This window comes from Modestobacter lapidis (genome assembly GCF_054780755.1).
Genome location: NZ_BAAGVS010000005.1, coordinates 159,631 through 186,082, shown reverse-complemented (window position 1 = coordinate 186,082; position 26,452 = coordinate 159,631). Strand labels below are relative to the sequence as shown.

At 74.3% G+C, this 26,452-nt stretch carries 22 protein-coding genes and 1 pseudogene; 11 read left to right on the top strand and 12 right to left on the bottom strand.

Going from position 1 to position 26,452, the window contains the following annotated elements:
* Both ACYVG5_RS09255 and ACYVG5_RS09250 read left to right on the top strand, forming a co-directional pair.
* Positions 1–205 (top strand): hypothetical protein (locus ACYVG5_RS09255; RefSeq protein WP_460683117.1); only part of this gene is annotated, 205 nt, incomplete at its 5' end.
* On the top strand, positions 202–1,554 hold the full coding sequence (locus ACYVG5_RS09250) for a heparan-alpha-glucosaminide N-acetyltransferase domain-containing protein (protein ID WP_222048903.1): 1,353 nt from the start codon (positions 202–204) through the stop codon (positions 1,552–1,554). The genes ACYVG5_RS09255 and ACYVG5_RS09250, both read left to right, overlap by 4 nt.
* Before the next feature lie 90 nt (positions 1,555–1,644).
* Here ACYVG5_RS09250 and ACYVG5_RS09245 read toward each other — a convergent pair whose 3' ends face one another.
* Positions 1,645–2,862 carry a hypothetical protein gene (locus ACYVG5_RS09245; RefSeq protein ID WP_222048904.1) on the bottom strand — a complete coding sequence of 406 codons (1,218 nt, stop codon included), beginning with the start codon at positions 2,860–2,862 and terminating at the stop codon, positions 1,645–1,647.
* A gap of 465 nt (positions 2,863–3,327) precedes the next feature.
* On the opposite strand from ACYVG5_RS09245, the gene ACYVG5_RS09240 reads away from it, so the two are divergent.
* Together ACYVG5_RS09240 and ACYVG5_RS09235 are read left to right on the top strand one after the other, a co-directional pair.
* A complete protein-coding gene (locus ACYVG5_RS09240; RefSeq protein WP_460683116.1) occupies positions 3,328–4,608 on the top strand; it encodes a M1 family aminopeptidase in 1,281 nt (426 codons plus the stop codon).
* Between the two features lie 359 nt (positions 4,609–4,967).
* A complete protein-coding gene (locus ACYVG5_RS09235; RefSeq protein WP_460683115.1) occupies positions 4,968–5,144 on the top strand; it encodes a hypothetical protein in 177 nt (58 codons plus the stop codon).
* A gap of 72 nt (positions 5,145–5,216) precedes the next feature.
* Here ACYVG5_RS09235 and ACYVG5_RS09230 read toward each other — a convergent pair whose 3' ends face one another.
* From ACYVG5_RS09230 to ACYVG5_RS09205, 6 genes and pseudogenes are all read right to left on the bottom strand, one after another.
* Positions 5,217–5,621, bottom strand: a complete 405-nt coding sequence (locus ACYVG5_RS09230) for a type II toxin-antitoxin system VapC family toxin (RefSeq protein ID WP_222048908.1) — start codon at positions 5,619–5,621, stop codon at positions 5,217–5,219.
* A complete protein-coding gene (locus ACYVG5_RS09225; protein WP_222048909.1) occupies positions 5,618–5,866 on the bottom strand; it encodes a type II toxin-antitoxin system VapB family antitoxin in 249 nt (82 codons plus the stop codon). The genes ACYVG5_RS09230 and ACYVG5_RS09225 overlap by 4 nt, the downstream gene beginning before the upstream one ends.
* 55 nt (positions 5,867–5,921) lie before the next feature.
* Complete coding sequence (gene nrfD / locus ACYVG5_RS09220) at positions 5,922–7,022, bottom strand: NrfD/PsrC family molybdoenzyme membrane anchor subunit (protein WP_222048910.1); 1,101 nt, start codon at positions 7,020–7,022, stop codon at positions 5,922–5,924.
* A gap of 46 nt (positions 7,023–7,068) precedes the next feature.
* Positions 7,069–8,172 (bottom strand): 4Fe-4S dicluster domain-containing protein, encoded by a 1,104-nt coding sequence (locus tag ACYVG5_RS09215; protein WP_222048911.1) that lies wholly within the window; start codon positions 8,170–8,172, stop codon positions 7,069–7,071.
* A 31-nt stretch (positions 8,173–8,203) separates the two neighbouring features.
* Positions 8,204–11,557, bottom strand: a pseudogene (fdh, locus tag ACYVG5_RS09210) (formate dehydrogenase).
* Positions 11,558–11,622: 65 nt separating this feature from the next.
* Complete coding sequence (locus tag ACYVG5_RS09205; protein ID WP_222048913.1) at positions 11,623–11,832, bottom strand: hypothetical protein; 210 nt, start codon at positions 11,830–11,832, stop codon at positions 11,623–11,625.
* A gap of 87 nt (positions 11,833–11,919) precedes the next feature.
* Here ACYVG5_RS09205 and ACYVG5_RS09200 point away from each other — a divergent pair, with 87 nt between their 5' ends.
* The 7 genes from ACYVG5_RS09200 (at position 11,920) to ACYVG5_RS09170 (ending at position 22,340) form a co-directional block, all read left to right on the top strand.
* Positions 11,920–12,177, top strand: a complete 258-nt coding sequence (locus tag ACYVG5_RS09200) for a hypothetical protein (RefSeq protein WP_222048914.1) — start codon at positions 11,920–11,922, stop codon at positions 12,175–12,177.
* Positions 12,178–12,342: 165 nt separating this feature from the next.
* Entirely contained in the window at positions 12,343–14,937 is a 2,595-nt protein-coding gene (locus tag ACYVG5_RS09195; protein WP_460683114.1) for a putative bifunctional diguanylate cyclase/phosphodiesterase, read from the top strand.
* Positions 14,934–17,531, top strand: coding sequence for a diguanylate cyclase domain-containing protein (locus ACYVG5_RS09190; RefSeq protein WP_222048916.1), 2,598 nt, complete (start codon positions 14,934–14,936; stop codon positions 17,529–17,531). Before ACYVG5_RS09195 ends, ACYVG5_RS09190 begins: the two co-directional genes overlap by 4 nt.
* A 42-nt stretch (positions 17,532–17,573) precedes the next feature.
* A complete protein-coding gene (locus ACYVG5_RS09185) occupies positions 17,574–18,443 on the top strand; it encodes an MBL fold metallo-hydrolase (protein WP_460683113.1) in 870 nt (289 codons plus the stop codon).
* The gene (locus tag ACYVG5_RS09180) at positions 18,440–19,093 is read left to right on the top strand and encodes a DedA family protein (RefSeq protein ID WP_222048918.1); all 654 of its coding nucleotides are present in this window, start codon (positions 18,440–18,442) and stop codon (positions 19,091–19,093) included. The genes ACYVG5_RS09185 and ACYVG5_RS09180 overlap by 4 nt, the downstream gene beginning before the upstream one ends.
* Positions 19,090–21,234: a phage holin family protein gene (locus ACYVG5_RS09175; RefSeq protein WP_222048919.1), complete on the top strand. Its 2,145-nt coding sequence runs from the start codon at positions 19,090–19,092 to the stop codon at positions 21,232–21,234. Before ACYVG5_RS09180 ends, ACYVG5_RS09175 begins: the two co-directional genes overlap by 4 nt.
* Before the next feature lie 128 nt (positions 21,235–21,362).
* Positions 21,363–22,340, top strand: a complete 978-nt coding sequence (locus ACYVG5_RS09170) for a glucosyl-3-phosphoglycerate synthase (RefSeq protein WP_222048920.1) — start codon at positions 21,363–21,365, stop codon at positions 22,338–22,340.
* Here ACYVG5_RS09170 and ACYVG5_RS09165 read toward each other — a convergent pair.
* The 5 genes from ACYVG5_RS09165 to ACYVG5_RS09145 form a co-directional block, all read right to left on the bottom strand.
* On the bottom strand, positions 22,337–23,008 hold the full coding sequence (locus tag ACYVG5_RS09165) for an HAD family hydrolase (RefSeq protein WP_222048921.1): 672 nt from the start codon (positions 23,006–23,008) through the stop codon (positions 22,337–22,339). The two genes, ACYVG5_RS09170 and ACYVG5_RS09165, sit on opposite strands and share 4 nt — an antisense overlap.
* Before the next feature lie 76 nt (positions 23,009–23,084).
* Positions 23,085–24,191 carry an NDMA-dependent alcohol dehydrogenase gene (locus ACYVG5_RS09160; RefSeq protein ID WP_222048922.1) on the bottom strand — a complete coding sequence of 369 codons (1,107 nt, stop codon included), beginning with the start codon at positions 24,189–24,191 and terminating at the stop codon, positions 23,085–23,087.
* Between the two features lie 177 nt (positions 24,192–24,368).
* The gene (locus tag ACYVG5_RS09155; protein ID WP_460683112.1) at positions 24,369–24,998 is read right to left on the bottom strand and encodes a TetR-like C-terminal domain-containing protein; all 630 of its coding nucleotides are present in this window, start codon (positions 24,996–24,998) and stop codon (positions 24,369–24,371) included.
* Positions 24,999–25,092: 94 nt separating this feature from the next.
* A complete protein-coding gene (locus ACYVG5_RS09150) occupies positions 25,093–25,425 on the bottom strand; it encodes a hypothetical protein (RefSeq protein ID WP_222048923.1) in 333 nt (110 codons plus the stop codon).
* Positions 25,426–25,522: 97 nt separating this feature from the next.
* On the bottom strand, positions 25,523–26,413 hold the full coding sequence (locus tag ACYVG5_RS09145; protein ID WP_222048924.1) for a 1,4-dihydroxy-2-naphthoyl-CoA synthase: 891 nt from the start codon (positions 26,411–26,413) through the stop codon (positions 25,523–25,525).
* Positions 26,414–26,452: the final 39 nt, after the last annotated feature.

The following is a 26,452-nucleotide window of genomic DNA, read 5'->3' as shown; positions in this document are numbered from 1 at the left end:
CGGCGCCAAAGCCGTCGTCCTCTACGACTCCCTCATCGAAGAAGACGCCACCCTGCTGGCCATGAGCCTGGTCATGAAGGGCGAAGTACTCCCCACCCGCACCACCTGGTGCGGCATCCCCGCCCAGAAGGTCAACCGCCCACCCACCGCACCAGCAGCCGTCGACCGCCGCGGCCGGACCCTCCCCACGGCGGGCCACCGATGACCGCCGAACCGCAGGCCCCCGAGAACGGGATGCGGCACGCCGGATCGACGGCGACCCGGACGCGCGAGCCGGCTGCCGGCGGGGCCGCCATGCTGGCCCACGCCTGCGAGCCGGTCCCCTCCGGGGACGTCTCGGGCACCCCGCCGAGCACCGCCCCGGCCCAGCGGTCCAAGCCCCGGCTGGTCGGTATCGACACCGCCCGCGGCATCGCGCTGCTGGGCATGGTCGCGGTGCACAACATCGACGCCACCAACGCCGACGGCACCCTGTCGCTGGCCTGGACGCTGTCGGCGGGCAAGTCCGCGGCGCTGTTCGCCCTGCTCGCCGGGGTCGGCATCGCCTTCGCCAGCGGCGGCCGCCGGCGCCCCACCGGCCGCACCTGGACCGCCAACGCGGCCTCGCTGGCCGTGCGGGCGCTGCTCATCGGCGCGGTCGGGCTCACCATCGGCTACCTGGTCCCAGATGACTACGCCGCGGTGATCCTGCCCTACTACGCGCTGCTGTTCGTGCTGGCCATCCCGCTGCTGGCACTGTCCATCCGCGCCCTGATCGGGCTGGCCGCGGCCATCGCGGTCGCCATGCCCGTGCTCAGCCACCTGCTGCGGGCCGGCACGGACGCCACCACGCCGGGGAACCTGACCTTCACCGACCTGGCCGACCACCCGGTGCAGGTCGCCCGCGACCTGGCGCTGACCGGCCTCTACCCCGCACTGCCCTGGATGGCGTACCTGTGCGTCGGCCTGGCCGTCGGCCGCGCCGTGCTCTCCGCCCGGCGCACCGTGGTGTCCTTCACCCTCATCGGCGCCGCTCTGGCCGCCGCGTCGACCGCGGTGTCCTGGCTGCTGCTCGACGTACTCGGCGGCCGCGGCCGGCTCGAAGAGACCGCGCTGCAGACGATGACCGAAAGCGACATCGCCAGGGTTCTGCAATCCGGCTGGTCCGGGGTCACCCCCACCGACACCGGCTGGTGGCTGGCCACCATGGCACCGCACTCCAGCACCCCGCTGGACCTGGCCTACACGATCGGCGTGGCGCTGGCCGTGCTCGGTGTCTGCATCCTCATCGGCCGCACCACCACCACCCTGCTCCGGCCACTGGCCGCCGCCGGCAGCATGACCCTGACCCTCTACTGCCTGCACCTGCTCATGCTCAGCTGGCCGGTCATGCCCGGCGGCCCCACCGGCTTCCTGATCCAGACCGCGGTACTGATCGCCTTCGCCCTCATCTGGAGCAGAACCCACACCCGCGGCCCGTTCGAGGAGATCGTCGCCGAGGCAGCCGGCGCCGCCCGCCGCAAGGTCCTGGGCGCAGCACCCGCGGCGGACCGCGGTGCCCGCAGCAGCGCCTGAGCTGCCGGCCGACGGCCGGGTCGTGCCCGCCGGCCGGGGAGGGTGATCCCTCCCCGGCCGGCGTCGGGCCGGCGCCGGGCCGGCTCCGGATCAGCCCGCGTCGATCATCCGGGCGACGGTCGAGCCGAGCCGGCCGAAGAGACCGTGGTCGACCCCGGACGGGTACTCGGAGGTGGCCCGGACGCCCCGGGCCGCGTACCAGCTCTCCCCGGCCCGCGCGCCCCAGGAAGCGGTCAGCGGAACAGCGGTGTCGGCCGTGCCGGTGAACCAGTGCCCGCGCACTCCGGCCATCCGGTCGGCGCTCACCGCGGAGGAACTGCCCGCCGGCGGGCCGCCGCCGCCGAACACCACCCAGCCACCACCGACCCGCATCAGCTCCGGGTGCCGCGGCACCAGGAAGCGGGTGATCTCCTGCGCGCCCGACGAGAAGCCGGCCAGCCAGATCTCACCGATCGGGTAGCTGCCGTACTGCTGCTCGATCAGGTCGGCGAGGAAGTCGGCGTAGGCGGCGGTGTCGCCGGAGTGCCAGCACTCGCAGGACTGGTTGGGGCTCTCCACGGCCAGGGTGATCATGTTGCGGGCCTTGGCGACGGCGACGAGCCCGGACGACCCGCCCAGCGCGTACGAGGCGTTCGGGTTGTCCACGCCGTACTCGCCGGTTCCGTCGACGTAGACGACCAGGCCCACCGGGCGCGACGGGTCGACGCCGGCGGCGTAGCGGAGGTACTGGCCGCTCTGCCCGTTGGCGGCGGTGAACTTCGTCCGCTGCTGGTCGGCGAACGATCCGCCCGAGCCGCCGCTGGCGGCACCGGCTGCGGCCGCGGGCGCGGGCGCGGCTGCAGCCGGTGCGCTCGCCGCCGGCGCGCCGGCCGACCGCGTGTCGGTCGACCGCGTGTCGGTCGATTGCCGGCCCGACCCGCCCGACCGGCTGCGCGAGCCCTGGTGCTTCGGAGCAGCGGCGTGGGTGCGCACCTTGTCCGCGGCCTCGGTGACGGGCTCGGCCGGCGCCTGCTCGGTCGTCGGCTCGGCCACCGGCTCGGTCTCGGCAGTCGGCTCCGGCAAGGTCTCGACCGGCTCCTCGACCGGCGGAACCGGCGCCGGGGCAGGGGCAGGGGTCTCCTCGACCGGCGGGACGACGGGAACGGCCGGGACCTGCTCGCCGGCTCCGGACGCGGACTGCGCGCCGGCTTCTGCGGCCACCGGCGCAGCGGCGCCCGCGCCGAGGGCGCTCAGGTCGCCGGGGCCGCAGGCCGCCGTCAATGCGACCAGCGTCGCGGCGGTGAACACCAGGGCGGGACGCCTGGCCATGGAGAGAGAAGAGCGCACGAGAGAAGTTCCTCTGGTCGTCCGTCACTGCGAGCAACGGTCCGTATTTATGAAGTGACGGAGAGATGTTGGCACATACTCTCTGCATCGGAAAGGTCACGGTGGGGTCATGGTTGTCTCATCTGACCCGCTGGTCCCGCGCGTCACTTCCGCCTGCCGATGAGGGTTCGAATGGGAAGCTCCCGGTGGCTCGCGGCGCGGATGTCGCAGGCGCGGGATGCTGGGTCGAGCGATCGGGCCGACCGGCCAGGCCTCGACCCGAGGACGGGAATGCGCGGAACTCGATGGTGGTGGCGCCTGGCTGCCCTGGCCGGCGCGGTGCTCCTCATGGGCGGGTGCACCGGGACGTCACCGGACCCGGATCCGGCGACGCCCACAGCGGGACCGACCACGGCTCAGCCGCCGGCCCCGTCGTCCACTCCCGAGCCCTGGCCCGACCGCCCGGTGGTGGAGCTGCGCTTCGAGGTGGCCGACGACCTGGCCTCGGTGGCGGGGTGGGAACGCATCACGTTCACGCCCGACCTCCCGACGTGCCAGGTGGTCCTGCGCGCCTGGCCGAACAAGCCGATCACGGCGCGGGCCGGGAACTCCCTGGTGGTGTCCGAGGTGCGCGTCGACGGCCGGCCGGCGGACCCGGTGGACATCGCCGCCGGCGCCCCGGAGGCCGCGGAGGCCGGCACGCTGCTGGAGGTCCCGCTCGAGAACTGTGCCGCCGCCGGCGACGAGATCACCGTGGAGGTCGAGTTCGACGTCGAGCTGGGCGAGGACACGAACGAGCGGATGGGCACCTCCGCCGACGCGGAGGTGGCGTGGTTCGCCACGGCATTCCCCCTGCTCGCCTGGGAACGCGGCCGCGGCTGGGAACGCGGCCCCGCGGTACCGGTCAGCGGCGAGATGGCGGTCAGCGAGGACTTCAGGCTGGACAGCCTGGAGGTGGTGGCCCCCTCGGAGTACGAGGTGCTCGGCACCGGCCGCGCGGTCGGCACGGAGGACGGCCCGGACGGGACGACCGTGCACCGCTACGCCGCTCCGGCCGTGCGTGACGTGGCGGTGTCGGTCGGGGACCTCGACGTGGTCGAGGAAGAGATCGACGGGGTCCGGGTGCACCTGGGCCTGGACCAGGAGGTCGACCAGGCGGACGCGGCGGACTGGCTGGACCAGATCGCCGAGTCCAAGCGCGCCCTGGTCGACCTGCTGGGCCCCTTCCCGTACGACGACCTCTGGGTCACGGTGCTGTCCAGCCAGACGAGCGGCATCGAGTTCCCCGGCGCAGCGCAGTTCGGCGACGTGGACCCCGACGCCCGCCGGGGCCTGGTGACGCACGAGCTGGCGCACATGTGGTTCTACGGTCTGGTCGGCAACGACCAGGGTGATGACCCGTGGCTGGACGAGTCCTTCGCGACGTTCGCCCAGATGGTGGCCGACGACGACGAGCCGGTCTACGCCCACGTGTCCGAGGACGTCAGGCCACCCGTGGGTGGCTCGATGACCTCGTGGACCGAGTTCCGCCGGCCCAGCAGCACCTACTACGACACGGTCTACACCCTCGGCGGCACGGCCCTGGTCAAGGCCCGGAACGAAGCGGGGCACGAGGCCTTCGACGCCGCGCTCGCGCAGTACCTGCAGGAGAACGCCTACACCGTCGCCACACCCGACGACGTCCGGGAGGCGTTCGCCGAGCTGCCGGAGGTGCTCGCGGTCCTCCGCGACGTCGGCGCCCTGTCGTGACGACGACCCGCCGGCCGCGGCTCAGCCGCATGCCGACCGCCCGACCGGGGCGCTGACGCTGCACAGCCGCCGCACAGCCCGCACCTCGGGGAACCGCACGCACCCCGCCGACACTGCTCGGCATGCCCGCCCGACGACGCCCTTCCCGCGGCCGACCGCCGACGCTCCCCCGGCCCTCGCCGCATGTGTCATCGTGCCCTCGGACGGGCAGCCGGACGCTCGTCCGCTCACCGACGTGGGCCACCCCGAGCGCCGCGCCGGACCAGGCAGGAGGGGCCATGACGCAGCCCACTGCCTCCCATCCACCTGACCACTGCGCGGGGCGTGGGTGTTCCTGGCACCATCCCAGCGACCACCACATGCGGAACTGGCCCAAGGTCTGGCGCGCGTACTACGGCTACTTCGACCGCGTGTGCCCGCACGGCATCGGGCACCCCGATCCCGATGACATCGTCGATCTCCAGTCGGTCGGTGGCGCCTCCGCCGCCCACTCCTGCGACGGTTGCTGCATCGCCCCGCTGAGGGACACCCGCTGACCGCACCGGCAGCCGTGGCTCACCCCGTCGGAACGCGCCTGGTGGGGCGACGACCCTGCCGGGACCCAGGCCTCAATCCGGCAGCTGCAGCACGGGCAGGTCGGTGCGAGGGAAGTCGTCGCCGACACACAGGATCGAATACCCGGTGCGCTCCGCGAGGGCGTAGGTGACGCAATCACCCAGGTTCAAGGCAGCTGCCGAACGGCCCTTGCCGAAGCGCCGCCATGCGTCCTGGGCGCGGTCGGCCAGCTCCTCGTCGAACGGCACGACCCGCACACCAGCGTCTCGCAGCGCCCGCCCGGCGATGCCGATCGCCGCCGGCGCGCGGGCCTCCAGCACGATTCCCAGCTCGAGGACGGTCGGGGCAGCAACGATCCGATCGGGCGCCGCACCGAGCTGGGTCGACAGCCACTGGCCTCCTGGCTCACCGGTCAGGATGGCCACCATCGCCGACGTATCGACGACCAGCGCGGTCAACCCGGGAGCCCCGCGGAGTCGTAGCCGACGATCTCCTCCGCGCTGCGTCGATCGACAACCGACATGGCCGCATACTCGGCGGCCAGGCGCGCGAGGCGGGCCGGTACGTCATCCTCCTGCGCCCTGACCCGCGCCAATCGCTCCCGGAGGGCCGTGGTGACTGCCGCCGTCAACGTCTCATGAGTGGCGGCAGCGAGCTCCCGGGCCAGGGCATCAGCTTCCGTCGTCTTGATGCTCAGAGCCATGATCGAATTCTAGACGGAGCAACCACCTTCTAGAAGGCGGGCCGGGACGAACACCTCAGCGGGTGACGGCGCGCGCCTCGCCCTCGGCGGCCTGCGCGTTGCGGGCCTCGAGCCGCTCCCGCTGCGGGACGACGGTGTACTTCGGGTCGCGGGCGCTGGCCATGCCGGCGTCGAACACGCCGAAGCGGGTCAGCAGCGAGCCGGCGGCCAGCAGCGCACCGGAGACCACCGCCCCGGCCCGGGTGCGGCCGGCCACCACGGTCAGCCCGGCGCCGCCGGCGGTGCACGCCTTCGCGGCCTTCATCAGCGTGCCGGCCCGGCCCAGGTGGTACGGCTCGCTGACGATGCCGTGGTCGTGCTCCACCTTGTGCATCGCCGCCAGCTCGACCGCCGCCCCGGCGACCGCCATCTTCCGCGCCGGACCGGCTTCCGCAACCGGGGTGAACGCCATGCAGATCCCGCCACCGGCGGCCATGCCGGAGCCGGCGAAGACGAACGGCAGCTCCTTGTACGGCTCGTGCCACGACGGCACCGCGGTGTTCGCCAGCAGCACCGCCGTGTAGGTGGTCATCGGGCCACCGAAGACGGCCGAGGCCGTGCCCGCGACCTTCCGCAACCCGGGGAACCAGCCGGCGATCCGCCGCAGCCCGAACTTCTGCAGCCCGGGGAAGGCGTCCAGCAGCTGGATGCCCGCGGTTCCGGCCGCCAGCGCGCTGAACGGCGCCAGGATGTAGGAGCCCACCGACAGCGGGGAGGTCGGCTTGATCACCCGCAGCATGTGCAGGAAGCGTGCCGGCCGGCCCAGGTCGTGGATCAGCCACGCCACCGACGCCAGCGCACTCCCGCCCGCGGTGTAGTGCGCGGCCCGGGTCAGCGCCGGGCGACCGGTCACGTCGGCGATCGCGCCGAGCACCGCCGACGTGCCCGCCGCGCCGCCCAGGAACAGGTACAGCGGCACGTCCGGGGTCTTCCACACCGGCGGCTTGATGATCGGCCGGCCGTAGTAGGAGGTGAACTCGGCCTCCTCGACGGTCGGGTCGCCGTCCCGCGCGCCGCCACGGCGGCCGCCCCTGCGCCGCTTCTTCTCCCGCGCCTGGGCGGGCGGCCCGTCGGCCCGCCGCCAGCCGGCGCCCGGCGTGGCCAGTCCCTCGGTCACAGCTGCTCCTCCCACCAAAATGGCCATTTTGGTGCTTCGGGGAGGGTCATCGGCGCAGCCCCTTCCTGGACCCGAGGATCGCGGAGAGCGCGACCCCGACCACCATGACCGCCCCGCCCACCGCGTGCTTCCACATCGACGGCAGGTCGCGGGTGGTGACGATCGGGTCCGGCGGCAGCCCGTAGACCTCCGGCTCGTCGAGTAGCAGAAAGAACGCCCCCGCGCCGCCCACGCCGTCGTCCTCGTCCCGCCCGTAGAGCCGGGCGGTCTCCACCCCCTGCTCCTTGAGCGTGGCCAGCCGGGCGTCGGCCCGGGCCTGCAGCTCGTCCAGGTCGCCGAACTGGATCGACTGGGTGGGGCAGGCGGTCGCGCAGGCCGGCTGCAGCCCGTCGGTGAGCCGGTCGTAGCACATCGTGCACTTGAAGACCCGGCCGTCGTCCTTGCGCTGGTCGATGACGCCGTAGGGGCAGGCCGGGACGCAGTAGCCGCACCCGTTGCAGATGTCCTGCTGCACCACGACGGTGCCGAACTCGGTGCGGAACAGCGCACCGGTGGGGCAGACGTCCAGGCAGGCGGCGTGCGTGCAGTGCTTGCAGACGTCGGAGGACATCAGCCAGCGGATCTCCCGGTCGGCCGAGTGACCGGTCTGCGGGTCGAACTCGCTGAGCGCCTCGACGTTGAGCACGCTGGCCTGCGCGGTCAGCCCGCCGTCGGCGTTCCCGCCGTGCGACGTGGCGTGCGCGTCACCCGGAGCCTGACTCTCGCCGTGCCGGCCGGCACCCTCGGCGCCCGCACCCGGCAACCCGACCGTCGGCATCGGCAGGTCGACCGCCCGGCTCTGCTCGACGAACGCCACGTGCCGCCAGGAGTTGGCCCCGAGCATCCCGGTGTTGTCGTAGGACATCCCCGACAGGCCCATGGCGTCCCGGTTGCCGTCCGCGTCGTCCATCGGGAGGGTGTTCCACTCCTTGCAGGCCACCTCGCAGGCCTTGCACCCGATGCACACCGAGGTGTCGGTGAAGAAGCCGACCCGGGCCGGGTGGTCCTCGGCGTACCCGGCCTCCCCGCTCACGTCCGGCAACGGGCCGTAGAGCCGGTTGGCCGGGTCGTTCCCGGTGAGCGCCGGGCTGGCCGAGCTGACGGTGGTCACGAGCGCTTCTCCTCCATCGGGTCGATCGGCATCAGGTCTTCCCCTCCACCGGCGCGCGGCCGCCGGTCGGGATCAGACCCGACGGCACACCTGCCCGCAGCCGGTGCTCCTCCACGAACTGCACCAGCGCCTTGCCGCGCGGACGGCGCCCGGGCTGGATGTCGCAGGTGGCCACCTTGGTCTCCTGGATGTGCACGTTCGGGTCCATCACCACCCCGAACAGGTCGTTCCCGGAGTCGCCGGTGGACAGCCCCTGCTCACCCCAGTGGTACGGGATGCCGATCTGGTGCACGATCTGCCCGCCCTTGAGCCGCAACGGCCGGATCCGCTCGGTGACCAGCACCTTCGCCTCGATCGCGGTACGCGCGCTGACCAGCGTCGCCCAGCCACCGTTCTCCAGCCCGCGCTCCTCGGCCAGCTGCGGGCTGACCTCGACGAAGAACTCCGGCTGCAGCTCGGACAGGTAGGGCAGCGTGCGGCTCATCCCGCCGGCGGTGTGGTGCTCGGTGAGCCGGTAGGTGGTCATCGCGTAGGGGTAGACGTCGCTGCGCGGCGGGTTGCCCCGGTTCCACGGAGCCTGGATCTCCTCCCGCCCCGGGTTGGCCTGCTGGCCGTACAGGGCGTTCGCCACCGGCGACTCGGCCGGCTCGTAGTGCGCCGGCATCGGCCCGTCGGCCAGCCCGGCCGGCACGTAGAGCCAGGCCTTCCCGTCGGCCTGCATGACGAACGGGTCCGTTCCGCCCAGGCCGGCCTCGGCGACCGCGCCGTCCGGCGGCACGTAGTCGGGCCGCTTGGTCGCCTCGAAGTCGGGGACGTCATGACCGACCCAGCGGCCGGTTCCGTCCTCACCTGCCTCCTCGTCCCACCAGACGTAGGCCTTGCGCTCGCTCCACGGCTTGCCGTCCGGGTCGGCGGACGCGCGGTTGTACAGCGTGCGGCGGTTGGCCGGCCAGGCCCAGCCCCACTCGGCGGCCACCCAGTCCTGCTCGCGACCGGGCTTGCGGCGGGCCGACTGGTTGACCTCGTCGGCGTAGACACCGGTGTAGATCCAGCAGCCGCCGCTGGTGGAGCCGTCGTCCTTCATGTCCAGGTAGCTCGACAGCGCCCTACCGTCCGGGCCGACGCCGTTGATCTCGCGCAGCACCGCCTCGGCGCTGGGGTCCTCGGTCTCCCCGTGCGTCGGGTAGTCCCAGGTGAGGTCCAGCAGCGGACGGTCCCGCGGGTCGGTGGAGCCGGCCAGCTTCTCCCGGAGCCGCCGCCCGAGGTGGTAGTAGAACCACAGGTCGCTGCGGCTGTCGGCCGGCGGCTCGACCGCCTTGTGCCGCCACTGCAGCAGCCGCTGGGTCTGGGTGAAGGTGCCCTCCTTCTCCACGTGCGTGGCCGCGGGCATGAAGAAGACCTCGGTGGCGATGTCCTCGGTGACCAGTTCCCCGGTCTCGATCTCCGGGGCGGTCTTCCAGAACGTCGCCGACTCGATCATCTGCAGATCGCGGACGACGAGCCACTCCAGGTTGGCCAGGCCGAAGCGCTGCATGCGCCCGTTGGCGCTGCCCACCGCCGGGTTCTCGCCCACCAGGAAGTAGCCGGGCACCTTCCCCTGGATCATGTCGGCGACGGTGGTGTACGTGCCGTGGTCGCCGGTCAGCCGGGGCAGGTAGTCGAAGGCGAAGTCGTTCCCCGGTTGCGCCGCGTCGCCCCACCAGGCCTTGAGCAGGCTGACGGTGTACGAGCGCATGTTGCCCCAGAAGCCGACCCGGTCGTCGCTGGAGGCGCAGAAGCTGTCCAGGTCGGTGTGCTGCTGGGCGTGGGGCATCGGGATGTAGCCGGGCAGGATGTTGAACAGCGTCGGGATGTCGGTGGAGCCCTGGATGCTGGCGTGACCGCGCAGCGCCAGGATCCCGCCGCCGGGCCGGCCCATGTTGCCCAGCAGCGCCTGCAGGATCGACGCCGTCCGGATGTACTGCACGCCCACCGTGTGGTGCGTCCAGCCCACCGAGTAGACCCACGCCGTCGTCCGGTCGCGGTTGCTGTTCGCGGTGACCCACTCGGCGACCTTGAGGAACACCTCGGGCTCGATGCCGCAGATGTCGGCGACCATCTCCGGGGTGTAGCGGGCGTAGTGCCGCTTGAGCACCTGGAAGACGCAGCGCGGGTGCTGCAGCGTCTCGTCCCGCTGCGGCTTGCCGTGTATGTCGGCCGAGCCCTGGGCGCCCTGCTGCTGGTCGGCCTCCTTGACGCCCTCGGTCTCGTCGTCGGATCCGTCGTTCGCGGTGCCGTCGTTCGCGGCGTCGTCGGGCCGGTCGCCCTCGTCGTCGGTGCGGAAGGCCGACCCGCCCGGCAGGCTCGGGGAGCGCTGACCGGCCGAGGAGGGCACGTTGACGCCCTCGTACTGCCAGCTGGTCTCGTCGTACTGCCCGGTCTCCGGGTCGAAGCCGGAGAACAGGCCGTCGAGATCCTCGGTGTCCTGGAAGTCCTCACGCAGGATCGCCGCCGCGTTGGTGTAGGCGACCACGTACTCGCGGAAGTCCAGGTCGTTGTCCAGGACGTACTTGATCAGCCCACCGAGGAACGCGATGTCGGTGCCCGCGCGCAGCGGCACGTGCAGGTCGGCCAGCGCGCTGGTCCGGGTGAACCGCGGGTCGATGTGGATGACCTTCGCGCCCCGCGCCTTGGCCTCCATCACCCACTGGAATCCCACCGGGTGGCACTCGGCCATGTTGGAACCCTCGATGACGATGCAGTCGGAGTTCACCAGGTCCTGCTGGAAGTTCGTGGCGCCGCCACGACCGAACGAGGTCCCCAGACCGGGGACCGTGGCGGAGTGCTATATGCGGGCCTGGTTCTCGATCTGGATCGCGCCCATGGCGCTGTAGAGCTTCTTCATGAGGTAGTTCTCCTCGTTGTCGAGGGTCGCCCCTCCGAGGCTCGCTATCCCCAGCGTGCGGTTGACCTGCTTCCCCTCGTGCTCGTCCTGCCAGCCCTTGCGGCGGGCATCGAGCACGCGGTCGGCGATCATGTCCATCGCCGTGTCGAGGTCGAGGTCCTCCCACTCCGTCCCGTGCGGGCGGCGGTACTTGACCGTGGTGACCCGGGTGGGGCTCGTGACCAGTTGCTTGCTCGCGCTGCCCTTCGGGCACAGCCGGCCACGGCTGATCGGGGAGTCGGGGTCGCCCTCGATCTGGACGACCTGCTCGTCCTTCACGAACACCCGCTGCCCGCAGCCGACCGCGCAGTACGGGCAGACCGACTGCACGACCCGGTCGGCCGTCGCGGTGCGGCTGACCACCGCCTCGGTCGCCTTGCTGCGGGCCGCCTTGCCGCGACCGAGCGGATCGTCCCCAGTGAGCTGCCGGAACACCGGCCACGCATCCAGCCACGTCTTCACAGCGGAGAGCTTGCCACCCGATGGTGCGCGCCGCGCGTCCGGCGGTACGCGGGGCGTTGCGGCGCTCAGCCGGCCGGCCGCCGGGCCAGGACGGCGAGGGCCAGCAGCGCCACCAGCCAGCCGGCGAGCACGAACAGGTCGCCCTCGTGCAGACCGTGGTTCGCGGTCACCTGCACCAGCACCGGGCCGTCGTTGAGGTAGCGCCCGGTGATCAGCAGGAACGCGAAGGCGGTGAGCACGCCGGCGGGGACGAGGGCACACAGCCGGCGCAGCACGCGCGAACGGTAACCGCGGCCGGCCGGCCCGGCCCGGGAACGCCGTCCGGCGTCATCAGTCCGGGGGGCTGGCGGTACTGAGTAGCGTTGATCCCGAGGAACAGGAGGCTCGCCATCGCCATCGAGGCCGGACGCTGCGCACACGACCATCTCGGCTGCACCTGCGGGGGCGACGAGGCCACCCACTCCGAACGTTCCCAGGAGATCGGCGACGCCCGCTCCCCGGAGCTGGTCGAATGCCCCGAGTGCGGCGAGCCCAGCAACCCGCTGCCCATCGTCAACTGGGGGCACTGCCGCGTCTGCCGGACGGCGGACTCCCGGGCGAAGAGCCCGCTGCGCTGGTGACCCGGCCGGCACACCTCCGACGACGGGCCCCCTCCCCCTTCGGGTGACCCGGGGCACGCCCCGGTCCAGAGCGCTGCGGAGCCGCCCGACAACTGCAGGGTGACCACCGGAACCCCCGCCACCCCGGCGCCTGCCGGCGGCCCCGGCGCCGGCCCGAGCCGCTCCGTGGGCCGCCCCCTGGCGCTGGCCGGGCTGGCCGCCGCCGTCACCACGGGGGCCGGCCTCGTCCCCGGCCAGCTCGGGGTCGGCCTCGCCGTCACGCTGAACTTCGCCGCGGTCGTCGTGGTGACCCTGCTCCTCGCCCGTGCAGCCGGGCGCTCCGCCCACCCGGCGGGCTGGCGCTGGTTCACCGCCTTCGTCGCGGTCGGTGCGATCGGTGCCGCCCTGGCGGCGTCCGTCCTGCCGTGGGGGCAGAACGCGCTGGGCAGCATCCCCGGCCAGCTGCTCGCCGTCGTCGCGATCCTGCACCTGCTCGACCGCGACGCCGTGCGCTGCGCCCGGGCGCAGCTGGCCGCCCTGCTGGGGCTCTTCGTCCTCGCCGACGTGCTCAGCGTCTACGCGCTCTACCGCCTCACCGTCCACGGCCGCGGCCTGCTGACCGCGTCGGAGACGGTCGCCCTGTTCGCCCTGCTCTGCAGCATCGCGATCGCCACCGGCGTCGCGCTGGTGATGGTCTCGGTCAGCCGGCCGCACGAGCGGCTCGTCGCCGGCCTGGTGCTCGCCTCGCAGATCGCCAACACGCTGGCCGGCGCCTTCTCCTCGATCACCACCGGACCGGGGCTGCTGCAGGCGCTGGCCTGCGGGTGCAGCGTGCTCGGCATGGCCCTGCTGCCGGTCGCCTGCGGGCTGGACCGCCCCGCGCCGACCGCCGCCCAGGCGTCCGCCGTCCGGGGCGGCTCCGTCGTCGGCGCGCTGCTGCCCCACATCACCGCCGTGGTCGGCGGGTCGCTGCTGCTGCTCAGCGTGCAGGTCACCGGCCGGCTCACCGGCTTCGGGAGCCTGCTGGGCTTCCTCGGGCTGAGCGCCCTGCTGGCCCACCAGTCGGCGTCCTGGCGCACCCAGCGACGGCTGACCGCCGACCTGCAGCGCAGCGAGGCCTACTTCCGCACCCTGGTGCGGGGCAGCGTCGACCCGATCGTCATCCTCGACGAGGGCCTGACGTTGCGCTGGAGCTCGCCGTCGATCACCGACCTGCTCGGCCTGGACCCCGCCCGCACGGTCGGCCTGACGCTCACCGACGTCCTGCACCCCGACGACGTCCCCGGGCTGCTCGCCGGGCTGGACGCCGTGGCGGTGCCCGGCGACCCGGAGACCAAGATCCGCACCGCGCGGGTGCGGCACGTCGACGGCCACTGGCGGATGATCCAGGCCCGGGTCCACGATCTGCGCCGCGATCCCGACGTCGGCGCTCTGGTGCTGTACTGCCGCGACGCCGGCGCGGCCACCCCGTCGCCGGTCTCCGACGCCGACCTGGCCGCCTTCAGCACCGTCGACCCCGCCACCGGGCTGCCCAACGGCGCCGCGCTGAGCCTGCGGCTGGCCGCGTCGCTGCGCGCCCCGGCGACCGGCTCGACCGCCCTGGTCGTCCTCGGCGTCGACGGGCTGCCCGACACCGACGCCGGCGAGGTGCTGCGCGAGCTCACCGCCCGGGTGTCCCGGGTGCTGCGGAGCGACGACTGGCCGGCCCGGATCGCGGTCAGCGAGTTCGCCGTCCTGGTCAACGGCACCGTCGCCGACGCCGAGATCGTGGCCGCCCGGCTGGTCGGCGCCGTCGAGCCGGTCGCCACCCGCGCCGGCACGGTGCGCCTGACCGCCGCCGCCGGCGTCACCCCGCTCTCCGCCGACGTCGACGCCGGCGAGGCGCTGCGCCGCGGCCACCTGGCGCTGCGCAGCGCCTGGGCCGCCGGCCCCGGCCGGGTCCACCGGCACGACGACGCCCTGCGCATCACCCAGGACCGGCAGGACGCGCTGCGCACCGACCTGGCCCGCGCGCTGGAGGGCGACCAGCTGCACCTCGTCTACCAGCCGGTGGTCGACCTGGCCCTGCACCGCACCGTCTCGGTGGAGGCCCTGCTGCGCTGGCGCCACCCCGTCTACGGCGACGTCTCCCCCGCGGAGTTCATCCCGCTGGCCGAGGAGTCGCCGCTGATCACCGAGCTGGGCCGCTGGGTGCTGGCCACCGCCGCCACCACCATCGCCGCCCTGCCCCACCCCGACCTGGGGGTGGCGGTCAACGTCTCCGCGCGGCACGTGCGCAGCGGCGAACTGGTCGGCCACGTCCTGGCCGCGCTGGAGGCCAGCGGGCTACCGGCCTGCCGGCTGGTGCTGGAGATCACCGAATCGGTGCTGCTCGACGACGGGCACGTCACCGCCGACCTGGCCACCCTGCGCCGGATCGGCGTCCGGATCGCCGTCGACGACTTCGGCACCGGCTGGTCGTCGCTGGCCTACCTGGTCGGCCTGCCCATCGACATGCTGAAGATGGACCGGCAGTTCCTCGCCCACGTCGAGACCGACCCGCAGCGCCGGGCGCTGTGCAGCTCCGTGCTGCACCTGGGCAGCAGCCTGGGGCTGTCGGTGGTCGTGGAGGGTGTGGAGACCCCCGCGGAGCTGCGGCTGCTGCGCGACATGGGGCACCGGTTCATCCAGGGCTTCCTGCTGGCCCGGCCGGTCGACGCGGGCGCCCTCGCCCGCGAACTGCCCGGCGACACCTGCGCAGCGCCCGCGGCCGCGCACCAGCACCCCGGCGGTGCCGCGTGACCGCCACCCAGCGGATCGCCCGGGAGCACCTGCTGGTCGTGGCCGCCGCGCTGGCCGGGATCGCGGTCACGCTGCCGTTCAGCCCGGGCGACCAGACCCCGCAGTGGGACAACCTCGTGCTCGCCGCCGTGTCCGCGTGGGCCACCGAGCGCGTCGTCCGGCTCACCCGGGCGATGACGCCGGCCGCCCGCCGGCCGTGGACGGCGATCATCGTCAGCGGGCTGCTGTTCACCGCGGCCAGCCTGCTGACCGGGCTCGGGGTGGGCGGTGTCTTCGCCCGCTCCAGCCTCGGCGACGTGCTGCTGATCCTGGCGGTGGTCGGCCCGATCATCTGCGCCGGCCTGCTCGCCGGGCGGGGCAGCGGCACCCGCTGGCCGGTGCTGGCCCTCGACGGCGTCCTGGTCGTGGTCGCGCTGGTGGTGGTGGCCGACGTGCTGCTGCTACACCCCGCGCTGCGGCCCGGAGCGATCGACCCCGGCCTGTTCCTGCTCGTCCTCGGCTACGCCATCTACCCCGCCATCGCGCTCGGGCTGGTCGGCGCGCTGTGCACGGTGACCAGCCGGGCGGTGCGCCGGTCGGCGACCGCGATCATCGGGATGACCGCGTTCCAGGGGCTGGCCGCCGCGATGCTCGCGGTGCTGGTCGTCGAGCGCGGCACCGTGTGGGTCGGCATCGCCGACGTGGCCAGCGTGCTGGCGCTGAGCACCGCGGTGCTCGCCGTCCAGCTCGCCCCGGCCGACGTCCCCGACCCGTCGTCGCCGGCCGGCCGGCCGGCGCCCACCGCCGCCGGCCTGCTCGTCACCTGCGGTGCGCTGTTCGGCGTGCCGGTCACCCTGGTCGCCGCGCTGCTGCTGGGCCTGACCATCCCCCCGGGGGCGATCGCGCTGTCCGCCGCGCTGATCGCGCTGCTGCTGATCCGCCTGGTGGTGCGCATCCGCGACAGCGGGCGCATGTCGGAGGACCTGCTCCGCAGCGAGGCCGACTTCCGCGGCCTGGTCGAGGCCAGCTCCGACGGTGTCGCGATCGTCGACGGCGGGTTCCGGCTGGAGTTCACCTCCCCGGCGGCCCGCACCCTGCTGGGCCTCACCCCCGAGCTCGGCCCCCACCCGGTGCTGCTGGACCTGCTGCACGCCGACGACCGGGCCCGCGCCCGCGCCGAGCTGACCGGCGTCGTCGGCGACGTGGCCCCCGCGGTGCTGCTGCGCGTGCGGCCGGCCGGCAGCGACCCCCGCGACCTCGAGGTGACCCACCACGAGCGCCCCGGCAGCGGTCGCCGGGTGCTGCACCTGCGCGACGTGACCACCCGGCGCCGTCGCGAGCGCGAGCTCGAGCGGATGGCCTTCTCCGACCACCTCACCCGGCTGCCCAACCGCGCCATGCTCTTCCAGGAGCTCGCCGAGCTCGGCCCGGCCGACGGCGACCGCAGCCTGCTGGTGCTCGACCTCGACGGGTTCAAGGCGGTCAACGACTCCGCCGGCCACGAGGCCGGTGACCTGCTGCTGGTCGAGGTCGCCCGCCGGCTGCAGGGCCTCATGCGCAGCGAGGACCTGGTCGCCCGGCTCGGCGGCGACGAGTTCGCCGTCCTCCTGGTCGGCGGGGAGCAGGCCGCCGTGGAGGCCGCCCAGCGCATCGTCGAGGTGCTCGCCCAGCCCTACCGGGTCGGCGACCGGACCTTCTCCGTCGGGGCCAGCGTCGGCCTGTCCCGGGTCCGCCCCGGCGGCGGGCAGCTGGCCTTCCGCGAGGCCGACACCGCGCTGCGGTCGGCCAAGCAGGCCGGCAAGGGCTGCTGGCGGGTGCACTCCAGCGACCGGCTGGCCCTCGCCGCCGCCACCAGCGACGTCGCGGTGGCGCTCGCGGACGGCGACGTCGAGCTGCGGTACGACCTCGTCGTCAACGGCGACACCGGCGTCTACGTCGCCGCCGGCGCCACCCCCGTCTGGGTCCATCCCGAGCTGGGCCCGCTGCCCGCCGCCGAGCTGTACGCCGCCGCCGAACGGCAGGGCCACACCGGCCTGCTGCAGCAGTGGGTGCTCACGCAGAGCTGCGCCGAGGTCGCCGCGATCAGCGACCGGCTGCTGCTGTGCGTCGACCTGCCCGCTGGGTACGTGCACGCCGATGACCTGACCGGGGACGTGACCGCGGCGCTCGCCGGGGCCGGGCTGGCCCCCGACCGGCTCACCCTGACCTTCACCGAGGAGGCGCTGCAGACCGCGTCGGCCGCGCTCATCCCCGCGCTGCACACCGTGCACGAGACAGGCGTGCAGCTGGCCCTCAGCGACTACGGGATGGGCGCCACGCTGTGGGCTCACCTGGCCCGGCTGCCGCTGGACGTCGTCATGGTCGACGTCCGCGACCTGGCCCCGGCCGGGCAGACCGAGCGCGCGCTGAAGGTGCTCACCGGCATCTACAACAGCACCAGCACCTTCGACGTCCGCACCGTCGTCACCGCGGTCGCCACCACCGAGATGTTCGCCGCCATCCACGCCCAGGGACTCGTCGCCATCGGCGGCCCGGTGCTGCCCACCGGGCTCTCCGCCGGCGCGCTGGACGGCCTGCTGCGCCACACCCCGGTCGCCGCCGTCGCGGTGTCCTGAAAGGCGCTGTTCCGCGCCATGATCAGCGCCGATACTGGCCGGGTGAGCGCACCCGCCGATCAGCCCACCGGAGGTGGTCCGGCTCCCCAGCGGAACTGTGACCTGCACTTCCTGGGCCACTCGACCGTGCGGGTCGAGCTGGCCGGGCGCGCCGTGCTCACCGACCCGCTGCTCACCCCCCGGCTGGGCCCGCTGCGCCGGGTGGTCGACCCGCCACCGGCCGACAGCTGGGCCGACGTGGACCTGGTGCTCGTCTCGCACCTGCACAACGACCACCTGCACCTGCCCTCGCTGCGGCGGCTGGGCCGCGGCGTGCCGATCATCGTCCCGCGGGGCGCCGGGCGCTGGCTGCGGTCGAAGGGCTTTCCCGCCGTCGAGGAGCTCGCCCCCGGCGCGACGCTCACCGACGGCGACCTGACCGTCACCGCCACCGAGGCCCGGCACAGCGCGCACCGGTGGGGCCCGCGGCTCACGCACGGTCCGCACGCCCCCGCCGTCGGGCACCTGCTGCGCGGCGGTGGATCCTCGGTCTACCTGGCCGGTGACACCGACCTGTTCCCGGGCATGGCCGGGCTCGGCGGCCCCGCGCCGCTCGACGTGGCGGTGCTGCCGGTGTGGGGCTGGGGCCCCAGCCTGGGCCCCGGTCACCTCGACCCGGTGCGCGCGGCCGCGGCGGTGGCGCTGCTGCGCCCGCGGGTCGCCGTCCCGGTGCACTGGGGCACGCTCGCCCTCGCCGGGCTCAGCTCGCTGCCCAGCCCCTGGCGGGCCCGGATGCGCGCGCTGCTCACCGAGCCGGCCGAGCAGTTCGCCGCCGCGGTGGCCGCCGGCGGGTCCGGCGCCACCGTGGCGCTGACCCGGCCCGGCGCCCGGGTGCAGCTGCCCGCCGCCGTGCCCCCGGGGACGGCGACGTGAGCACCGTCCCGCTGGCCGTCGAGTGGACCGACGCCTCGTCGCTGGGTTACCCGCTGCTCTTCGGCGGCGTGCTGCTCGGCTCGGTGGTGCCGGTGGTGCCGACCGGTGCGGTGGTCGGCGCGACCGCCGCAGTCGCCGTCACCACCGACTCGCTGTCGCTGCCCCTGGTGCTGCTGCTGTCCACCCTCGGCGCGTTCGTGGGCGACGTCCTCACCTTCGCCGTCTGCCGGTTCGGTGGCCCGGCCGCCGTGCGCCGGGTGTCCCGCGGGCAGCACGCCGAGCGGCTCGACGAGGTGCGCGGGCAGTTCCGGCAGCACGGCTGGCAGATCATCATCGCCGGCCGGCTGCTGCCCGCCGGCCGCATCCCGGTGCTGGTCGCGGCCGGCGCGCTGGCCTATCCGTGGCGGCGGCTGCTGCCGGCGTCGCTGGCCGCCGGGCTGATCTGGGCGGTGGCGTACGCGCTGCTCGGCGTGGTCAGCGGCGGGATCTTCGACTCCCCGCTGATCGCCACGCTCATCGCCACGATGCTGGTACTGCTGGTCAGCGTCGTCCTCAACGTCGTTCCGCACCGCCGGCGGACCCCGCCGGGTGCGGACCCGCTCCCCGACCCCGAGGCCGACCCGTCCCCCGCCGGGTGCGAGCCGCGGTGAGCGGGGCCCGCTCCCCCGGCCGGGTGCTGCGCGGCGGCCGGACCCTCGCCCGGGTGCTGCTCGTCTGGACCGTCGCCACCGCCGCGCTGACCGTGCTCGACGGCTGGCTGTCCGGCTTCGCCATGCGCTCGTGGTGGCAGCCGCCCGTCGCGGCGCTGCTGCTCGGCGTGCTGGCCGCCGTCGTCTGGCCGCTGGTGATGCGGGTCGCGCTGCCGGTCGCGGTGTTCACCCTGGGCCTGGGCGGGTTCCTGCTCATGGGCGCCGGGGTGCTCGCCGTCTTCACCGTCATCCCCGGCGTGGTGGTGACCAGCTTCGCCACCTCCGTCGTCGTCGCGCTGGCCATGGCCGGCGTCGCCGGGGTGATCAGCAGCGTGCTGGCCGTGAACGAGGACGAGGTCTTCTTCCGCCGCGCCCGCCGCCGGGCCGGGGCCGCCGAGCTGGCCGATGCCCCGCCCGGCGTGCTGTTCCTGCAGATCGACGGCCTCGGGCACGACGTCGCCCGCCGCGCCGTCCGGGACGGCTCGATGCCCACGCTGGCCGCCTGGCTGCGCGCCGACAGCCACGTGCTCACCTCCTGGCACACCGACTGGAGCTCGCAGACCGGGGCCAGCGTCTGCGGGATCCTGCAGGGCAGCAACGACGACGTGCCCGGCTTCCGCTGGTACGAGAAGGACCGCGACAAGATCGTGGCGGTCTCCCATCCCGCCGACGCCGCCGAGGTGGAGCGCCGGCACTCCGACGGGCGAGGGCTGCTCGCCGTCGACGGCGCGGGCCGGGGCAACCTGTTCACCGGCGACGCCCCGCACGTGTCGCTGACGATGAGCTCGCTGCCCGTCGTCGTCGCCCGGGGCTCGCGCCGCCGGCCGCACCGGATCGGTGCCGGCTACTACGCCTACTTCGCGAACCCGGTGAACGCGCTGCGCACGCTGGGCGTCTCGCTGGTCGACGTCTACCGGGAGCTGGCTGCCGCCGCCCGCCAGCGGCGGGCCGACGTGCGGCCCCGGGTCAGCCGCGGGGGCAGCTACCCGCTCGCCCGCCCGGGGACGACGGTCATCGCCCGGGACATCGTCGTCGCCGCCCTGCTGGAGGACATGCTGGCCGGCCGCCCGGTGGTCTACGCCGACTTCCTCGGCTACGACGAGGTCGCCCACCACTCCGGCGTCGAGCGCTTCGACACCCTGGAGGTGCTGCGCAGCATCGACCAGCAGATCGGCCGGCTGTGGCGGGCCACCCAGCTCGCGCCGCGGCCGTACCACCTGGTCTGCCTGTCCGACCACGGGCAGACCCAGGGGGAGGCGTTCACCGCCCGGTTCGGGGAGTCGTTCCCGCAGCTGGTCGGCCGGCTGTGCGGCGGGCCGGTCGCCCCGGCGCCGCGGCGCGGGCTGTTCGGCCGCCGTCCCGTCGAGGACAGCCGCCGCCCCGCCGAGGGCTGGCAGATCACCTCCGCGCTGGCCGAGGCCGCCTCCGGCGGCGGGCCGATCGCCCGCCGGCTGCGCGACCGGGTGGAGCGCGCCGGCACCGCGTCGGCCGCCACCCCGGCCGGCGACCACGGTTCGGTCGCCCGGATCGCGCCCGGCGTGGTGGCGACCGTCTCCGGGCACATGGCGGCCATCTCCTTCGCCGACCTGCCCGGCCGGGTGCCGCTGGAGACCATCGAGCGGCACTGGCCGCACCTGCTGCCCACCCTGGTCGACCATGACGGCGTCGGTTTCCTGCTCGTGCACTCCACCGAGTTCGGGCCGGTCGTGCTCGGCCGCAACGGGCTGCGGCGGCTGGGCAGCGGCGTGGTGATCGGGGCGGACCCGCTGGCGCCCTACGGCCGGCACGCCGCGGACCTGGTCGCGCGGTACTCGGGCTTTCCGCACTGCGCCGACGTCGTGGTCAACAGCCGCTACGACCCGGTCACCGACGAGGCCTCCCCGTTCGAGCCGCACGTCGGGTCGCACGGCGGGCTGGGCGGCGGGCAGCAGCGCGGCTTCCTGGTGCACCCGACGTCGTTCGCCGACCCCGGCGAGATCGTCGGCGCCGAGCACCTGCACCGGGTGCTGCGCGGCTGGCTGACCGACCTGGGGCACCCGGAGCCGGCCGGCGACCGCGACGCCCGGCACGCGCCCCTCACCCCCTGGCCACTGCCCGCCTGATCCACCCCCGGCGGCCGGAATGGCCGTTTCCGCCGCCGGGACGGCCACCCGGGTACGCCGCGTGAAGACTGCGTGAACGGCGGCGACCGGAGGTGCGCGGACACCGCCCGGTGACCGACAGTGGGCGCATGCGACCCGATGCCCGCGCATGGTTCGAGCACCGCACCACGGCGGCCACCTCGCTGGCCGACATCGACGTCGACGCCCTGCTGCTGGCCAAGCGCCGGGGCGGGCACCGGATCAGCGTCGTCCTGCCGGCCCGGGACGAGGCGGCCACCGTGGGCAGGCTGGTCGCCGACCTCGCCGACCGCTGGGTCACCGGCGTCCCCCTCGTCGACGAGCTGCTCGTCGTCGACTCCGACTCCACCGACGACACCGCGGCGGTCGCCCGGGCCGCCGGCGCCGAGGTCGTCGCCGCCGCCGACGTGCTGCCGGCCTGCGGCAGCCGGCGCGGCAAGGGCGAGGCGCTGTGGAAGTCGCTGGCCGCCACCACCGGCGACCTCGTCGTCTTCATCGACGCCGACCTGCTCGGCGACATCGGCCACTACGTGCCCGGGCTGCTCACCCCGCTGCTGACCAACCCCAGGGTCGACTACGTCAAGGGCTGCTACACCCGGCCGCTGGACGTCGGCGGCGAGCACCGCCCGGCCGGCGGCGGGCGGGTCACCGAGCTGACCGCCCGGCCACTGCTCAACGCGCTGTGGCCGGAGCTGGCCGGCTTCGTGCAGCCGCTGGGCGGCGAGTACGCCGGCCGCCGCTCGGTGCTCGAGCAGGTGCCGTTCGCGTCCGGCTACGGCGTGGAGGTGGGCCTGCTGGTCGACCTGCTGCAGGTGTGCGGGCTCGGCGGGCTGGCCCAGGTCGACCTGGGCACCCGGCGGCACTCGCACCAGACCGACGAGGCGCTGGGCCGGATGGCCGGGCAGATCGTGTCGGCGGTGCTGGCCCGCGCCGGGCGCGGCCGGCTGGAGCCCGGCGGGCTGCTCACCCAGTTCACCCACGACGGCACCGGGTTCGTGCCGCACAGCAGCACCGTGGCCGCCGACCAGCGCCCGCCGCTGGCCGCGGTGCCCGAGTACACGGCACTGCGGGCCGGCGTCGTCGGCTAAGGAAAGGCCAGCGGCGTCTCGTCGAGGGCGGCGGCGAGGTCGGCCGGGGTGTCGTAGAGGGCGATCGCGCCGGCACTGCGCAGTTCGTCGTCGCCGAAACCCCCGGAGCGGACGACGATCGCCGGCATCCCGGCCTTCTTCGCCGACTCCACGTCCCATACCGAGTCACCGATCAGCACGGCGGCGGCGTCGGCCGGGGCGCCGAGCTTCTCCAGTGCCACCTGCAGCAGGTCCGGCGCCGGCTTGGAGGCCTCGACGTCGTCGGTGGAGGTCCAGTCGTCGGCGAGGTCGCGGGCGTCGAGCAGGTCGAGGAAGGCATCGACGTGCTGCGGCTTACCCGAGCTGGCCAGCACCAGCCGGTGACCACGCTCCCTGATCGCCACCAGCAGGTCGCGGGCGCCGGGCAGCGGCGCCACCTCGCCGATCAGCCGGTCGAACTCCTCGACCCAGCGCTCCCGGGCCTGCCCGCCGACCCGCTCCTCGAGCCCGTCGCCGCCGAGCGCGCCCACCAACTTGTCACCGCCCATCCCGATCAGCCGGTGGATGCGCCAGATCGGGAAGGTCTCCCCCAGCGACCGCAGTGCGCGGTACCAGGCCAGCGCGTGCTGGTAGTTCGTGTCGACGAGGGTGCCGTCGACGTCCAGGACCGCGATCGTGGGCTCGTTCACGGTGCCGTGCCTGCCCGCCCGGCCACCCGTTCACCCCTCGAGGGCCAAAGTCGCGACTTTGGCCCTCGAGGAAGGCTCAGTGCTGGTGCTGCAGGACGCCGCGGATGGTGGTGCCGTCGCGCTGGTCCTGGTAGCCCTGGTTGATCTCGTCGAGGCCGTACCGCTTGGTGATCAGCTCGTCGACCTTGAGCTTCCCCTCCTCGTACATGCGCAGCAGCCGCGGGATGTCGCGGTAGGCGTTGCACATGCCGTAGAGCGCGCCCTGCACCCGCTGCTCGAAGACCGTGGCGATGTTGCCGGGCAGCACCACGGTGGTGTCCATGGCATGGTCGGACAGCCCGGTGAGCACCAGCGTGCCGCCCTTGCCCAGGCAGCCGTAGGCGCCGCCGACGATCTCCGGGCTGGTGACCCCGGTGGCGAGGACGACGACGTCCGCGCCGGTGCCGCGGGACAGCGCCCGGGCCAGCGCGGCGGCCTCCTCCGTGCTCGCCACGGCGTGGGTGGCGCCCAGGGTCTGGGCGAACTCGCGCCGGAAGGGCACCGGGTCGACGGCGATGACGTGCTGCGCGCCGACGCTCGCCGCACCCTGCACCGCGTTGCAGCCCACGCCGCCGGTGCCGACGACCACGACCACGTCACCCACCCGCACCGGGCCGGCGTTGACCGCCGAGCCCCAGCCGGTGGGCACGCTGCAGGCCATCAGCGCGGCGACGTCCAGCGGGTAGTGGTCGTCGATCCGCACGCAGGAGAACTGGGAGAGCAGCGAGGTCTGAGCGAAGGCGCCCACGATGCAGAAGCCGCCGAGCGGCTCGCCGTCCAGCGTGAAGGGGAACGACCCGTCGGGCAGCTGACCGGTGGTGATGGTGGCACCCAGGTCGCAGAGGTTGGAACGGCCCGAGGCGCACCAGCGGCAGTGGCCGCAGGCCGGCAGGAAGGTGGTGACGACGTGGTCGCCCGGCGCGACGTTCGTGACACCCGCCCCCACCGCGCGGACGACGCCGGCGCCCTCGTGCCCACCGACGATCGGGTACCGCGCGCTCTCGAACCGCAGGTGCTCGTCGGAGTGGCACAGGCCCGCGTAGGCCATGTCGACCAGCACCTCACCCGGCCCGGGGTCGCGGACCTCGAGCTCGACGACCTCCCAGTCGCCCGGGCCCCGCAGCACCGCGCCCTGCGTCTTCATCCGTGCGTCCTCCGGAGGCTCGAACCCACGCCGCCGCCCTCGGACGGGGCGCCGGTGGCCACCCGCCCGGACGCCGTTCCGGCCCGCGCAGCAGGTGACGCACCGCACGTTAGGCGCCCGTCCGCCACGCCCGCGCGCCGGGGTGGCACCCGGTGCCGGCGGGGTCGGCCGATCCGGTCAGACCGGGTCGGGAACCGGCTCCGGGTCGGTGATCGGCAGGAGGACGTCGGCCACCAGCTGCCGGACCCCGTCGGCGTCCAGCGGTGCTTGCTCGAAGGCGGTGTAGCGCTGCCACCACAGCGCCTCGAGCACCGAGCCGAGCAGCGACACCCGGTCGGGGGCGAGCTCACGGCCGCGGCGGGTCTCGCGCGCGGCGATCTCCCGGACCACCGCGGCGAGCGGGCGGACCAGCGCCTCCTCCAGGCCGGCGCGCAGCTGCTCGTCGTGCCGGGCGGCGCTGACCAGGCTGGCCGCCGCCCGCTCGGCGCGGCCCAGCGGGCGGGTCCACGGCTCCAGCAGGCCGGCCAGGTCGGTGCGCAGCGAGCCGGAGTCGGCCGGCAGCTGCACCAGGGTGGACCGGGCCAGCGCGTGCCGCGCCAGGGCCGCCATGGTGGGCCAGCGCCGGTAGATGCCGGCCTTGCCGGCCTTCGCCCGGGCCGCGATGCGGTCGCTGTTCAACCGGCCCCAGCCCTCGTCGGCCAGGATGTCGACGGCCACCGAGAGCAGCTGGTCGGACAGCTCCGCGGACATCGGCCGGCCCGGAGGACGGTTGACAGCGGTGCGCGCGGGCTGGCCGGTCGTGGTCACGGTGCAATCGTGCCCAGGAGGACACGTCGACCACAACCGGGTGGCTCGCCGACCGGCCCGGCGGGTCCGTCCGCCGTCCGCCGTCCGGCGCCGGTCAGCCGCTCGCGGCGGTCTCCACGTGGGCCTGCAGGCTGGCTCCGTCGTCGCCCACCCAGCCCTTGCCGCGGGCGTACTCGACCATGCCGTCGAAGTTCGCCCCCCAGTCCGCCGCGGAGGCCTGCGGTTCCGCCGCGGCGCGCAGCGCCGCCACGTCCAGGAAGGCCGTGTCGGCGCCGGACAGCCGGCCCAGACCCGCCGCCCGCAGCGCCTCGTCGGCCTCCTCGGGGGTCACCGCCCCCACGGCCAGGTGCAGCCGCTTCAGCTCGTCGACGTCGGACACCCGGACCTCGGGTGCCGATCCGGCACCCCCCACCACCTCGACGATCATCTGCGTCCCTCCATAGGTATGGCTCCTGCTGACACCTGGAAGGCCCCCGTGCAGGGGCCCGCCGCGAGCTTGCGAGTGGTGGGGGGCACGGGGGTCCTCAGACGTGCCACGGGAACCGGGAGAAGTCGGCGTCGCGCTTCTCCAGGAACGAGTCGCGCCCCTCGACGGCCTCCTCGGCCATGTAGGCCAGCCGGGTCGTCTCCCCGGCGAACAGCTGCTGGCCGACCAGTCCGTCGTCGATCAGGTTGAACGAGTACTTGAGCATCCGCTGCGCGGTCGGGCTCTTCGCCACGATCCGCCGCCCCCAGTCCAGCGCGGTGGCCTCCAACTCGGCGTGCGGCACCACCCGGTTCACCATGCCCATCGCCTGGGCGTCCGCGGCGGAGTACTCCTCGCCGAGGAAGAAGATCTCCCGGGCGAACTTCTGCCCGACCTGGCGGGCCAGGTAGGCCGAGCCGAAGCCGCCGTCGAAGCTGCCGACGTCGGCGTCGGTCTGCTTGAACCGGGCGTGCTCGGCGCTGGCCAGGGTCAGGTCGGAGACCACGTGCAGGCTGTGCCCGCCGCCGGCGGCCCACCCGGGGACGACGCAGATGACCACCTTCGGCATGAACCGGATCAGCCGCTGCACCTCGAGGATGTGCAGCCGTCCGCTGACCCCGGCACCGGCCTCGTAGCCGTACCTGCCCCGCACCCGCTGGTCACCGCCGGAGCAGAAGGCCCAGCCGCCGTCGGACTCGCTCGGGCCGTTGCCGGTGAGCAGCACGCAGCCCACGTCGGTGGACAGCCGGGCGTGCTCGAGGACGGCGAGCAGCTGGTCGACCGTCTGCGGGCGGAAGGCGTTGCGCACCTCCGGCCGGTCCAGGGCCACCCGGACGACGCCGGCGTCCACCGCGCGGTGGTAGGTCAGGTCGGTGAGCTCCGCGAACCCGTCGACCGCCTCCCAGGCGGCTGGGTCGAAGATCTCCGAGACGTCCGCGCGCGCACTCACCAGGGGAACCTATCGGCCGGTCCGGTTCCCCGCTGTCCC